The sequence below is a fragment of the Bradyrhizobium sp. STM 3562 genome, assembly GCF_045571435.1.
Taxonomy (GTDB): domain Bacteria; phylum Pseudomonadota; class Alphaproteobacteria; order Rhizobiales; family Xanthobacteraceae; genus Bradyrhizobium.
Genome location: NZ_CP120694.1, coordinates 7863852 through 7877770, shown reverse-complemented (window position 1 = coordinate 7877770; position 13919 = coordinate 7863852). Strand labels below are relative to the sequence as shown.

General features: G+C 61.7%; 12 protein-coding genes. 10 read left to right on the top strand and 2 right to left on the bottom strand.

Annotation, left to right across the window (positions count from 1 at the left end; translation table 11 throughout):
- Position 1: 1 nt before the first annotated feature.
- The 10 genes from P6U23_RS36445 (at position 2) to P6U23_RS36400 (ending at position 10779) form a co-directional block, all read left to right on the top strand.
- Positions 2-1303: an MFS transporter gene (locus P6U23_RS36445; protein WP_407177104.1), complete on the top strand. Its 1302-nt coding sequence runs from the start codon at positions 2-4 to the stop codon at positions 1301-1303.
- A gap of 74 nt (positions 1304-1377) precedes the next feature.
- Positions 1378-2295, top strand: a complete 918-nt coding sequence (locus P6U23_RS36440; RefSeq protein WP_407177103.1) for an amino acid ABC transporter substrate-binding protein — start codon at positions 1378-1380, stop codon at positions 2293-2295.
- A 243-nt stretch (positions 2296-2538) separates the two neighbouring features.
- Entirely contained in the window at positions 2539-3270 is a 732-nt protein-coding gene (locus P6U23_RS36435; RefSeq protein WP_407177102.1) for an amino acid ABC transporter permease, read from the top strand.
- Positions 3271-3272: 2 nt separating this feature from the next.
- Positions 3273-3965, top strand: a complete 693-nt coding sequence (locus P6U23_RS36430) for an amino acid ABC transporter permease (protein ID WP_407177101.1) — start codon at positions 3273-3275, stop codon at positions 3963-3965.
- 11 nt (positions 3966-3976) lie between these two features.
- Entirely contained in the window at positions 3977-4708 is a 732-nt protein-coding gene (locus tag P6U23_RS36425; RefSeq protein WP_407177100.1) for an amino acid ABC transporter ATP-binding protein, read from the top strand.
- A gap of 200 nt (positions 4709-4908) precedes the next feature.
- Positions 4909-5766 carry a D-amino-acid transaminase gene (locus P6U23_RS36420; protein WP_407177099.1) on the top strand — a complete coding sequence of 286 codons (858 nt, stop codon included), beginning with the start codon at positions 4909-4911 and terminating at the stop codon, positions 5764-5766.
- A 552-nt stretch (positions 5767-6318) separates the two neighbouring features.
- A complete protein-coding gene (locus P6U23_RS36415) occupies positions 6319-6849 on the top strand; it encodes an AAA family ATPase (RefSeq protein WP_407177098.1) in 531 nt (176 codons plus the stop codon).
- A gap of 248 nt (positions 6850-7097) precedes the next feature.
- Positions 7098-8252 carry a peptidase M15 gene (locus P6U23_RS36410; RefSeq protein WP_407177097.1) on the top strand — a complete coding sequence of 385 codons (1155 nt, stop codon included), beginning with the start codon at positions 7098-7100 and terminating at the stop codon, positions 8250-8252.
- Between the two features lie 45 nt (positions 8253-8297).
- Entirely contained in the window at positions 8298-9590 is a 1293-nt protein-coding gene (locus tag P6U23_RS36405) for an aspartate kinase (RefSeq protein ID WP_407177096.1), read from the top strand.
- A gap of 202 nt (positions 9591-9792) precedes the next feature.
- Positions 9793-10779, top strand: coding sequence for an integrase core domain-containing protein (locus P6U23_RS36400; RefSeq protein WP_407176980.1), 987 nt, complete (start codon positions 9793-9795; stop codon positions 10777-10779).
- 993 nt (positions 10780-11772) lie between these two features.
- Here the strand turns inward: P6U23_RS36400 and P6U23_RS36395 are convergent.
- Both P6U23_RS36395 and P6U23_RS36390 read right to left on the bottom strand, forming a co-directional pair.
- A complete protein-coding gene (locus P6U23_RS36395) occupies positions 11773-12237 on the bottom strand; it encodes a carboxymuconolactone decarboxylase family protein (protein ID WP_407177095.1) in 465 nt (154 codons plus the stop codon).
- Positions 12238-12262: 25 nt separating this feature from the next.
- A complete protein-coding gene (locus P6U23_RS36390; protein ID WP_407177094.1) occupies positions 12263-13888 on the bottom strand; it encodes an MDR family MFS transporter in 1626 nt (541 codons plus the stop codon).
- Positions 13889-13919: the final 31 nt, after the last annotated feature.

Here is a 13919-nt window from a genome sequence, read left to right as displayed (position 1 = left end):
GATGGCGCTGGCTCAAGCCGACGCGGCCGACGTCGCGTGCGATGCAGGCCGCGAGAAGAACGTTGCCAGGCTCATCGTCGCAACCTCCATCGGCAATGCGCTCGAGTGGTTCGACATCGCCATCTATGGCTACTTCGCGGTCTATATCTCCAAGGCCTTCTTCCCGGCCGACGATCCCACCACCTCGCTGCTGCTGACCTTCGGCACGTTCGGCCTGTCGTTCCTGATCCGCCCGATCGGCGGCGTCATGCTCGGCGCCTATGCCGACCGTCACGGCCGCAAGGCTTCGCTGATGGTTTCGATCGTGATGATGACGTTCGGCACGCTGGCGGTCGCGCTGATGCCGACCTTTGCGACCATCGGCGTGCTGGCGCCGCTCGCGGTCATTCTCGCCCGCCTGGTGCAGGGCTTTTCCACCGGCGGCGAGTTCGGCTCCTCGACCGCCTTCCTGGTCGAGCATATGCCGCATCGGCGCGGATTCGTCGCAAGCTGGCAGTTTGCGAGCCAAGGCCTGAGCGGCCTGCTCGGCGCCGGCTTCGGCGCGCTGTTGACGGCGGCGCTGACGCCTGCCGATTTGCAGGCGTGGGGCTGGCGCATTCCGTTCCTGTTCGGCGTCCTGATCGGGCCGGTCGGCATCTATATCCGCAACCACATCGATGAGCCGCCGGCGCAAGGCCCGGCCAAGCATGGCTCCCCGGTCGGCGAAGTCCTCAAGAAGCGGAAGCTGCGCGTCATCCTCGCGATCGGCGCGCTCGCGGTCTCGACCGCGGTCAATTACCTCATCGTCTTCATGCCGATCTATGTGGTGAAGACGCTCAATCTGCCGCCGTCGGTCGGCTTCATTGCGGCGTTCGCCGGACAGACCGCGGTCATGCTGCTGTCGCCGATCGCCGGCGCCGTCTCCGACCGGATCGGACGCACCACGCACATGATCACCTGCGGCGCGCTGCTCCTCGCCTTCATCTTCCCGACCTTCCTGCTGCTGACGGGGCATCCGACGCCCGCCCTCGTCGTCATCGGGGTGCTATGGCTCGGTATCCTGAAGGGGCTCTATTACGGGCCGCTGGCGGCGCTGATGTCGGAACTGTTTCCGCCCGGCACGCGGGCGACCGGGCTTGGCCTCAGCTACAATATCGGCGTCACCCTGTTCGGCGGCATGGGGCCGGCGACCATGACCTGGCTCGGCAGCTTTGCACTGATCGGCGATCTCGCCCCCGGCTACTACCTCACCGGTATTGCCATCTTGAGCCTGTTCGCGCTGCTGACGATCCGGCGGACGTCCGCGGATGCTTTGGGGGCCTGACCCGCCGAAAGTCACATTTCTATTCTGGCCCGGTTTGTGCAAGCATTCCGCCAATCCAAGAAGGGGGAGTTACCATGAAGCGTTTGGATATCGTTGCCCTCGCGGTCGCGGCCGCATTTTGCGCCGGCTCCGCCAGGGCCGAGGAGCTGACGGGCACGCTGAAGAACATCAAGGACACCGGCACGATCACGCTTGGCTATCGTGAGTCCTCGATCCCGTTCTCCTATCTCGACGACAACCAGAAGCCGATCGGCTTCGCCATGGACATCTGCTACCGGATCGTGGATGCCGTGAAGAAGGACCTCAAGCTCGACAAGCTCGACGTCAAGCTCGAGCCGGTGACCTCGTCGAACCGCATCCCGCTGCTCGCCAACGGCACCATCGATCTCGAATGCGGCTCGACCACCAACAATGCCGAGCGCCAGAAGCAGGTCGCGTTCACCTACACGCATTTCCTCACGGCGAGCCGCTATGTGTTCAAGAAGTCGAGCAATCTCAAGTCGATCGATGACCTGAAAGGCAAGTCGGTGGTCTCGACCGCCGGCACCACCAACATCAAGCAGCTCACCGAGGCCAACGCCGCGCGCAAGCTTGGCGCCAACATCATTCCGGCCAAGGACCATGCCGAGGCGTTTCTGATGGTGGAGACGGATCGCGCCGTCGCGTTCGTGATGGACGACATTCTGCTGGCGAGCCTGGTCGCCTCATCGAAAGATCCTGCGAGTTACGCGATTTCCAAGGACGCGTTCTCCACGCCCGAGCCTTACGGCATTATGCTGCGCAAGGACGATCCGGCGTTCAAGAAGGTGGTCGATGCCGCGGTGGCCGCGGTCTACACCAGCGGCGAAGGCGAGAAGCTCTATGACAAATGGTTCATGTCGAAGATTCCGCCCAAGGGCTTGAACCTGAACACGCCGATGTCGCCGGAGCTGAAGGCTGAATTCGCCAAGCCGTCGGATTCGCCGGACCCGGCTTCCTACCGGGTGGAGTAGGCCCGATGAGGGGACGGCGGCTGCTCACGTGATGCCGCGCTATCACATGGGCGGCGCCGAAGCTTTTACCTCTTCCGCAGGGAGAGGTTGGAGCGCATCGAAAGATGCGATGCGGGTGAGGGGTTACGATCTCGACCGAGAACTGCGGCCCCTGACCCGGATTGCTCCGCAATCCGACCTCTCCCCGCTGGGGAGAGGTGAACCTGGACGGGGCTAGCTGAGCCCCTCAAGCGGAAAGCTCCCGTGAACTATCACTGGAACTGGCACATCTTCCTTGAACCGAATCCGACCGGTGGAGGCACCTATCTCGACATGCTGCTGTCGGGGCTGTGGCTGACCATCGAGACCTCGCTTTGCGCCTGGGTGATTGCGCTCCTCTTCGGCTCGGTCGTCGGCGTGATGCGCACGCTGCCGTCGAAAGCGGCCTCCTGGTTCGGCTTCGCCTATGTCGAATTCTTCCGCAACATGCCGCTTCTGGTGCAGATTTTCCTGTGGTTCTTCGTGCTGCCGGAACTGCTGCCGCACGCCTGGGGCCTGTGGCTGAAGCAGCTTCCGCATGCGCCGTTCTATACGGCCGCGATCGGCATCGGCCTGTTCATGTCGGCGCGCGTCGCCGAGCAGGTGCGGGCGAGCATCGGCGCGCTGCCGCGCGGGCAGAAGCATGCCGCGACCGCGCTCGGGCTCACCACGGCGCAGACCTACACTTACGTGCTGCTGCCGATCGCCTACCGCATCATTCTGCCGCCGCTCACCTCGGAGTTTCTCAACACCATCAAGAACACGGCGGTTGCCATCACGATCGGCCTGTTGGAGCTGACCGGCGAAGCGCGCTCGATGCAGGAATTTTCCTTCCAGGTGTTCGAGGCCTTCACCGCCGCGACCGTGATGTACCTCCTGATCAATATCGTCGTCGTCACCGCGATGCGCATCATCGAGCGCCGTGTCGCGATCCCCGGCTACATCGCGGGGAAATGAGCATGTTCGGCAATTTCGATTTCGACGTCATCGGCCGCGCGCTGCCCTATCTGTTCCGCGAGGGCATGGTCTTTACCCTGACGCTGACCGCGCTCTCGGCGCTCGGCGGAATCATCTTGGGAACGTTGATCGCGCTGCTGCGGCTATCCGGTTTCCGGCTGTTGTCCCGCATCGCCGCGCTCTATGTCGATCTGATACGCTCGCTGCCGCTGGTGCTGGTGATCTTCTGGTTCTATTTCCTGGTGCCCTATATCGGACAATGGCTGACCGGCGCGGCGCGGCCGATCAAGGTGGGTGCCTTTGCCTCCTCGCTCATTACCTTCATCATGTTCGAGGCGGCCTATTACTCCGAGATCATGCGCGCCGGCATCCAGTCGATTTCGAGGGGACAGCCGGCGGCGGCGCAGGCCTTGGGCCTGACCTACGGCCAGACCATGCGTTACGTCGTGCTGCCGCAGGCCTTCCGCAACATGCTGCCGGTGCTGCTCACGCAGACCATCGTGCTGTTCCAGGACACCTCATTGGTCTATGTGGTGTCGATCCCGGACTTTCTGGGAGCGGCGAGCATCGTCGGGCAGCGCGACGGGCGACTGGTGGAAATGTATCTGTTCGCGGCGCTGGTCTATTTCGTCATTTCCTGTGTCGCGTCCTTCGGCGTCCGCCGCCTGCAGGCGCGCATCGCCATTGTTCGCTAAGCCGAGGTCGCATGATCGAGATCAGCCACGTCAGCAAATGGTACGGCCCGCTGTTCCAGGCGCTGAAGGATTGCACCACCTCCGTGGCCAGGGGCGAGGTCGTGGTGGTCTGCGGTCCGTCCGGCTCGGGCAAATCGACCCTGATCAAATGCGTCAACGCGCTGGAGCCGTTCCAGCAGGGCAAGATCATCATCGACGGCATCAGCCTCACCGATCCCAAGACCAACCTGCCGAAGCTGCGCGCCCGGGTCGGCATGGTGTTCCAGCACTTCGAGCTGTTTCCGCATTTGCGGATCATCGACAATCTTTGCCTCGCGCAGGAGAAGGTGCTCGGCCGCTCGCATGAGGAAGCCGCGGCCAAGGCGATGAAGCTGCTCGAGCGCGTCGGCCTTAAGACCCATGCCCGCAAATACCCGGCCGAGCTTTCCGGCGGCCAGCAACAGCGCGTCGCCATTGCGCGCGCGCTCGCCATGGACCCGATCGCGATGCTGTTCGACGAGCCGACCTCGGCGCTCGACCCCGAAATGATCAGCGAGGTCCTGGACGTCATGGTGGATCTCGCGCGCGAGGGCATGACGATGATGGTCGTGACCCACGAAATGGGCTTTGCCAGCAAGGTCGCGCATCGCGTGATCTTCATGGACCAGGGCGAGATCGTGGAGGACACGCCGAAGGCGGATTTCTTCGGCAAGCCCCGCAGTGACCGCGCGCAGAAATTTTTGTCGAAGATCCTGTCGCATTAGCCTCTGCCACCTCCCGCCGTCATTCCGGGGCGCTCGCGGAGCGAGCGAACCCGGAATCTCGAGATTCCGGGTTCGATGCTGTCGCATCGCCTCGGAATGACGGCGAGAAGGTTTATCGGCGTCCAAGGGTTTATCGGCATTGACGATTGTCCTATACGTTATCGTCACAACCAACTCCGCTCCCCACAGGAGACACTCGCTTGGACCCGATCGCTTACGTCAACGGATCGTTCGTGCCGCTCTCGGAGGCCAAAGTGTCGATACTCGACCGCGGCTTCCTGTTCGCCGACGGCATTTACGAGGTCTCGGCCGTGCTGGGTGGCAAGCTCGTCGACAACGCTTCGCATTTGGCGCGGCTGCAGCGCTCGGTCGGCGAAATCGCGCTCGAGTTGCCCGAGAGTTTGGAGCGGATCGAAGAGATCCAGAAGGAGCTGATCGCGCGCAACAAGCTCGAAAGCGGTATGGTCTATCTCGAGGTGACGCGCGGCGCGGACAAGGGCCGCGATTTTGCCTTTCCCAAGGGCGTCAAGCCGACGCTGATCATGTTCACCTCGGTCAAGGATATCGTCAACGCGCCTTCCGCCAAGACCGGCATTGCCGTGATCACCGTGCCCGATATCCGCTGGGAGCGGCGCGACATCAAGAGTGTTGCGTTGCTCGCGCAGGTGCTTGCCAAGCAGGCCGCGGCCGAGGCCGGCGCGGGCGAAGCCTGGATGATCGAGGACGGCATGGTGACCGAGGGCGGCTCGTCTTCGGCGTTCATCCTGACGCAGGACGATGTGCTGGTGACGCGGCACAACAGCAACGAGATTCTGCCCGGCTGCACGCGAAAAGCGGTGGTGAAGCTCGCGGAGGAGCGCCAGTTGCGGATCGAGGAGCGGCCGTTTTCGATCCCAGAAGCGCTCGCCGCGAAGGAAGCTTTCGCGACCAGCGCCAGCCTGTTCGTGCAGCCGGTGGTCTCAATCGATGGCAAGCCGGTCGGCGACGGCAAGCCGGGACCGATGACGAACCGACTGCGCGAGATCTACATCGAGTTCGCGCGGGCGACCGCGGTGTGATTCTCTGACGGACCCTCTCGTCTTACGCCGTCGCTCGGAAGGCGCCGCTCGGACGAGGCTATCTCGTTCCCAAATTCTGTGCGAAGCGCAGGAGATAACCGTCGGGATCCTGCACCAGGAATTGCCTGTTGCCGCGCTCCTCTCCTGCAATGCGATACCAGGCATCATGACACGGCCTAAAGAGTGGCCAGTTTGCATTGCTGAGCGCGTCGAGCAAAGGCTCTACCGAGAGAACGAACATCTGGAAGTTGATCCCGCGCCCAAGTGGGGGCTGCAGGCCCCCGGTTTCCCATGCCATTTCGTTGCTTCAGCATGACCTGCGATCCTTGCAGCTCGATATACATGAAGCCGTTCTTACGTCGCTGATAGGCAATTTGAAAAACCGAGAACATCGCACCAAAAGGCCTTACTCTTTCGTAAGTCGAGCACGTCCAGCTCGGGGACAAGCGGAGCAAAGCCGCCAGTCGGTAGTCGATTCGCGATCTTTCCATGCTTCGCTTACCTCCCGAAGTCCGCGTGAGATCAGTAACAATTAACGAGAGTAGGGCACGAATGGAGAGGTTCGTTACGATTTCAGGTTGCTCGGGCGGCGGGAAATCGGCCTTGCTGGCCGAACTGCGGCGGCGTGGCTATGTGACCGTCGAAGAACCAGGACGCCGAATCGTCAGCGAGGAATTGGCAGGGCATGGGACAGCGCTGCCTTGGGTTGATCCTGCTGCGTTCGCCCGTCGCGCAATCGAGCTGTCGTTGGCGGATCGTGCTGCCGCCATGACATCGTCAAACTGGGTATTTTTCGACCGAGGTTTGATCGATGCTGCGGCCGCGCTTCAGCATCTGACGGGAGAAGCGATGACCGAGATCCTGGGAAGGATCCATCGGTATAACAAACGCGTGTTCTTTACGCCGCCATGGCCAGACATCTACGTGACTGACCGCGAACGGCGCCACAGCCTCGCAGAGGCCATGGAGGAATGCTCTCGGCTGGCTGCTATCTATCCCGCGTTGGGCTATGAAATACGCGTATTGCCGAAGGCTCCTGTGCAAGAGCGGGCCGACTATGTGCTCGCTACGCTGGCAGACTGACCTGGCTCGGGGCCGTTAGCTCACAGCCTGTCGGCGAAGAGCAGTCTTCGCTTCCGGTCGTAAACCGGACATCGCACACCCGCCGGAAGCACGACAAACCGCTTGCGGCGGCTCGTTGCATTAGGGCAACATTCTTTCGAAAAATTGGCGGCCTGCGGTTTTCGCCATTGCGCGGCCATATCCTGACGCGAACCTGCAGCGGCGTCGCATGCTTGGCTGTGCAATCCGGCTCAGGTGGAGGCTGCGATATGAACCCGCGGCGATTTGCGGTAGTAGCGCCGGCGTTGTGCGGAACGGTCGTTCTCGCGGGGTCGGTTGTTGCCTGGCTCGCTGGCTTCGGTTCGGGCGGACCCGAGAATACCGGCGCAGCGCCCGTCATGGACCGCCGTGCCTCTTCTCTCATGGCTGATGCGAAGCCTCCTGACGAACCGCGGGCAGCCGCGATCGGCAATGCCGCTGCTGGCGACGCCCGGACGACAGTCGCCGAACCGGTTGCGGGGACGTCCGCCGACGCGACGGCGACCTCGGATGAGCCGGAATCGATCGCCCAGGGTGCATTGACCACGTCATCGTCGCTGCCGCCGCCGGAAACACCGCCGGTGCAGGTGGCGACGGCAGCCACGTCCGATCCGGTGCCTGGCGACAAGGAGGCGGCGAGTTCCAGCGGAATTCTTGATGAGTGCCTGGCAGGGGACGCCTGCATCGATCGATACCTGTGGGCGCTCTACGAGCGCACGCCCAAAGAGGACACCATCAAGGTGGAAGAGCGAAGGAAAGTGACGGTCAAGAAAAAGCGCAAACTTGTGACCGTCACCAAGACCTTTATCAAGCTTGTCGACGAGGACTTCACGTGGAAGGATCCGAAGGCGGCCGAACGAGCCGGCATGCCCATGATGGATTACGTGATCGGAGGCATGGATCGGAGCTTCAAGCTAAGGCTCTTTCACGCGCTTTACGCGGCGGAGCAGGCCGGCCTGTCGCCTGGCATCACCAGTGCATTCCGCGATGATTACCGCCAATCGATTGCAAGCGGTCTGACGGCGGCGACGAACAGGTCGTATCATGGCGGAAGCTTGCGCGGCGGCTATGGCCACGGGCTTGCGGCCGATATCGTCAGCGTCAAGGGCGGCACGCGGGCGGAGCGCTGGATCTCCACTGAGGCTCTTTGGAAATGGATCGATGCCCACGGGAGTGAGTTTGGAATCGGGCGGCCGTACCTTGATAGAGACCCGCCGCATGTGGCGCCGATCGACGGCAAGGAATATGCCTCCCACCGCGGCGGGACAAAGCTGCAACACGTTGCGTCGGCGACGAAGAAGCACAAGCGGCTGGCTGTGCGGGACGACCGCGGCGCTGGCAAACGTCCAAAAACGGCAAGGTCGTCGAAGGTGAGAACGATCTGATCCGTTCAAGCACACATCCGATATGATGCGGACCGTGCTACAAGGTTGAAGCGGCCAGCGATCTCACAAGCCGCTGCTGCTCGCTCTGGCGGGAGCGCCGGCGGTTGGACGAACAGGGAGGCGATTTCCGACCGACTAAGCAGAATGCGGAACAGTTCCATCATCGTGCAAAAATACGGCGGCGCCTGCCTTGAAACACCGGCAAAAATCCGCGCGGTCGCGAGCGCTCTCGCCGATTTGCACAGCCGCGGTCATCGTGTCGTGGCGATCGTTTCCGCGATGGGACGGACCACCGACGAACTGATCAAGATGGCCTATCAGGTCAGCCCGCATCCCAATCGCCGTGAACTCGATATGTTGCTGACCACGGGCGAGCGCATCAGCATGTCGCTCATGAGCATGGCGCTCTCCGATCTTGGAGTGCCGGCCATCAGCTTTACCGGCAGTCAAGCCGGAGTGATGACCGATGACTCGCATTCCTCCGCGCGCATTCTGGATGTGCGCCCCGTTCGCGTGCGCGAAGAACTCGACCGCGGACGCGTCGTCGTGTTGGCGGGCTTTCAGGGCGTGAATCCCGTAACCAAGGAAATCACCACCCTGGGACGGGGCGGCAGCGATACCACGGCGGTCGCCATGGCGGCCGCGCTAAAGGCCGACTGCTGTGAAATCATCAAAGATGTCGACGGGGTTTGTTCGGCCGATCCGCGAATCGTGGCGAATGCAAGACTCTTGCGTCGGCTTGATTTTGCGTCCTTATCCGAGATGTGTTTTTGGGGCGCCAAGGTCCTGCATTTTCGCAGCGTCGAGTTGGCGCAAAGCCAAGATGTAGTTTTGACCGTCAAAAAATGGGGCGCCGCCGAACACAGCACCGAAGTTATGAAGGAGGTCGCCGGGATGGAAAGCGGAAAAGTGCTGGCCGTCAACTCGTTGGCTCGCATCGAGCATGTCGAGATCGATTCGGCCGATCTCAATCAGGGCTTTGCGAAATTCGCCGAGCATCTCAAGCAAAACGGCTTGTCTTGGCCGCAGCTCCTCGCCTCGGCTTTTTCCGGCGGAAAAACGCGCATCATGATGACCTGCGATCCTGAGTCGCTCGATACTTTGCTGCGCACGCTGGAAGGCAGCAAGGACCTGCGCAAACAGCGCGAGACCTTGAGCTCGGTGAGCCTCACCTGCTTCGGCGGCGTATCGTCAGACTTGCCATTTAGGGCAATTCAGATTCTGCAACAGGATGGGATCACCGTCGACAAATATCTCCTGTCGCCGCATTCGGTGAATCTGTTTGTTCCCGTGGAATGCCGCGAGGCCGCGGTCAGGACGTTGCACTCGCTGATCTGACAAGCGGCTTGCAGAACTGCTAGCGCATTCGCCGAGCTGAGCGGATCGGGGGCACGCCGACCTCCGCCGTCGTTGCGAGCGACGCGAAGCAATCCAGAACTTTCTCCGCGGACGCGGTCTCGATTGCTTCGTCGCTTTCGCTCCTCGCAATTGTGCATGTTCACTAATTCGCTGATCGAATCCAGCCCGCAGGGGGGATTCGATGCGCGACAACAGCTTCGACCGGACGATTGAACGGAATTACATTCAGAAGTGGCGGTTCTTGATCGCAGAGTATGAGGAAGTGAAAGCGGGGCGATCGGCGACATTCCGGCGGGTCGGGGATTTCTACCGCCACCACGGCACGTGCTCGCAGACGTTCCGGAAGTACTATAACCGCTACCTGCGCAGCGGCGCGGAGGCCGACCTGCTGCCGCAGCGCCGCGGGCCGAAATGGCGCGAACGCCGCCAGCCGGAAGGCATTGAGGCGGAGATCGTCGCCTGCCGCAAGCGCGGCATGAACCGCTACGAGATCCATGCCGCCTTGCGTGAACAGCGCGATACGGTACCCTCGCCATCGACCATCTATCGCGTCCTAAAGCGCCACGAGCTGAACCGCCGCACCCCGGCGATGCGTGAGGAGAAACGCCGCATTATCAAGGACAAGATCGGGGAACTCGGCCATATTGACCTGCACCAACTGCCGCGCGACATGTTCCTGGTGCCGCCGCCAAGCCCTGCCTTCATCATCAGCCTGCTCGACAGTTGCTCACGCCTGGCCTGGGCCGAAGTCCTGACCTCGAAAAAGGCGCTGCCGGTCATGTTCAAGGCCCTGAAGATGATCAACACCCTGAGCGTCACCTATGGGGTCCAGTTCGCCGAGATCCTCTCTGATAACGGGGCCGAGTTCGCCTCCCGCAATAAACCGGAGGAGCACCCCTTCGAAGCCATGCTGATCGAGCTCGGCATCAAGCACCGCTACACCAGGCCCTACCGGCCGCAGACCAATGGCAAGGTCGAGCGGTTCTGGCGAACCCTGGACGATGACGTCATCGAGGGCGCCACCTTCGATAACCTTGAGCACTTCGCCAATGAACTGTTCGAGTACCTGATCTACTACAACAACTTCAGACCTCATCAGGCCCTCGGCGGCAAGACCCCAAAGGACTTCGCCGCCGCCCAGACTCAAACCATTCGATCAGCGAATTAGTGAACATGCACAGCAATGACGGGCCTGATTGAAGGCACTCGTCCGGCTCTGCAGCTTGATCGGCGTATGCTGTAGCTGCGCAAATCAGTTCAGTTTTGCCTTAGAGCATGATCCGGAAAGGTGTGAAGCGGATTTTCCGAAAAGATCATGCTCAAAACAAGAATCTAAAGCGATGGCGATTCGACCTAATCCCATCGCGCTTTAGTCTTACTGCGCCAGTAAACCCTCATGGTGAGGAGGCGCGAAAGCGCCGCCTCGAACCATGAGGACCCGAGACCGGCCTTATCCTTCGAGACGCTTGCTGCGCAAGCTCCTCAGGATAAGGGGATAGAGCCGCTTGTGACGCAGTAAGATTAGCACCTCGCCTGGATGCAGCTTTCGGCCGCGAATTTTCCTGCGCGTAAATTGAAATTCTTTTAGCGGAATCAAGCTCGTCGAGGCGTTCAAGATATTGGCGCAAAAATATTTCGCTTTCTTTTTTTCCGAAATCAATGATTACTGCATCCGTCCCGCCTCGCTGAGGGGCGTACGCGTCGTCACGGACGTTGAGTGCGGGATGCGGTGGACGCGTTGGTGCCGATGGACGTGCGGCACCAGCGCGGACGGCGAAGCCGCGTGGTCCTGGCGCCCCATGGCTGGCGCTAAGTTTCGCGAAGATGCGTGACCGCACCTCGCGGACGACGGTGACAACAACGCCTGGTTCACCGGGGAGAGCGCGGAGTAAGCCGTAAAACCACTGTGCGGGGAATGCCGGGTCGTCTCGGCTGAACCTGTGGTCAACGCCCCGCGCACTTTTTTCGCGCGGGGGCCATGGGTGCAGCCAGCACCCGGCATTCCCTGCGCCCTCTTTGATCTTCGAGAGGGTGATCGCTGGCAAAGCTCGGGCGCGAACAGCGCCGCGAGAATGCGGAGCCACGCCTTCTCGTCATCGCACAGCAATGACGCCACCCGCTGTTTGACAATTGAATAGGAACGAACAGTTTCCGCGACTCGTTACGCCGCGCTCACTGCCTTCGCCTTCACCGGCGGCATCGCGCGGAAGGAGATCGCCAGCCTGTTCCAGGCGTTGATGGTTGCGACCAGCATCGTGAGATTGACCGTCTCGGCTTCCGAGAACTGCGCGCGGACCTGCGCGTAGACGTCGTCCGGCGCGTGGGTCTCGGAAATCAGCGTCAGCGCTTCGGTCCAGGCGAGCGCCGCGCGTTCGCGCTCGCTATAGGCGGGTGCTTCGCGCCAGGCGTTCAAAAGATAGAGCCGCTGCTCGGTCTCGCCGTGCTTGCGCGCGTCCTGGGTGTGCATGTTGATGCAGAAGGCGCAGCCATTGATCTGGGATGCGCGGGTCTTGACCAGTTCGATCAGCGACTGCTCGATGCCGCTGGATTGCACCTTCTTCTCGAGTGCGACGAGAGCATCGATGGTTTCGGGCGCGGCTTTGTAAAAGTCCATTCGAGGCTTCATGACGGTCTCTCCTTGCTGTGATGGCTTAATGAGCGCCGCCGGATTGCATGTGATCCGGCTTCTTGAGCAAAAGGCCCGCGATCAGCGCGACGATCAGCCCGGCACCGAGCAGATAGAAGGTGTCGCTGAAGGCCAGGATGAACGCCTGCTTCTGCACGACGTGGCCGATCGCGACGTAGGCACGATTGAGCGCATCGGCAGGGTTGGCGATGCCGTGGCTCATGAAATAATGCGTGAGCTGATCCAGCCGATTGCGGGTGGCCGGTTCGAGCAGCGAGACCGATTGGGTCAGCACGTTGGAATGATACTGTTCGCGCTTGGTGAGGAAAGTCTGCAGCAGCGCGATGCCGACCGCACCGCCGAGGTTCCGCATCATGTTGAACAGGCCCGATGCGGAACCAGCGTTCTCGGCCTCGATGCCGGCGGTCGCGACCGCCGACAGCGGCGTCATCGCCAGCGCCTGGCCGATCGCGCGCACCACATTGGGCCAGAAGAGCTGATCGGTCGCATAGTCGGCCGTCATATAAATGTTCATGAAGTTGGAGGCGGCGAACAGCGCGAAACCGACGGCGATCAGAATGCGCGGGTCGAGCCGCTGCATTAGCCGCGGCACCAGCGGAATCAGCGCGAGCTGCGGCAGGCCGGTCCAGGCCAGCACCATGCCGATCTGCTCGGCATTGTAGCCCTGAACGCGCGACAGATATTGCGGCAGGATGAAGACCGAACCGTAGAGCGCGACGCCGAGCAGGAAATTGGCAAGAATGCCGAAGCCGAAATTGCGGCGGAACAACAGGCGCAAGTTGAGCAGCGGTTTCCTGGTCGTCAGCTCGATCGCCAGAAACAGCATCAGCGCGACCGCTGCGATCACCGACAGGCGGACGATAAAGGGCGAGCCGAACCAGTCGTCCTTGTTGCCTTCTTCGAGCACGGTCTGCAGCGCGGCAAGGCCGATCGCCATGGTGATGATGCCCGGCCAGTCGCCTTCGCGCAGCAGATGCAACTTCATCGGCTTGGCCTCCAGCGAGACATAGAGCATGCCGGCCATCAACGCGCCCGGGGCCAGATTGACATAGAAGATATATTGCCAACCCCAGTTCTCGGTGAGATAGCCGCCGATGGTGGGGCCGATCGCCGGAGCAAAGGTCGCCGAGAGCGCGAAAAGGGCGAGGCCAATCGGCTGTTTTGCCTTCGGCAAGAGCGTAATGATCAGCGTGAAAGCCATCGGGATCAGCACGCCGCCGCTGAAGCCTTGCAACGCGCGGATGGCGATCATCTGCGGCAGGTCCTGCGCCAGCGCGCAGGCCGCGGAAAACGCCAGGAACAGCACGGCGTTGGTCAAGAGATAGACGCGGATCGAGAACACCTGGGCGAGCCAGCCGCTCAAGGGGATCACCACGATCTCGGCGATCAGATAAGAGGTCGAGATCCAGCCGCCATCGTCGATGCCAGCGCCGATCGCGCCCTGGATGTCCGCCAGCGACGCATTGACGATCTGGATGTTGAGCACCGCCATGAACGCGCCCAGCGTTGCGCCCAATACGGCGATCCAGGTCTTTGCGGAGACGCTCGGAGCGGTCGGCGGCGCTGCGGTCGAGGTCCGGACTTCACTGGTGTTGTCCGTGGGCCCGAGGGCGGCTCGGAGCGCAGTCATGGATGTCTCCTCTCGTCTTGGCGAGGAAGAT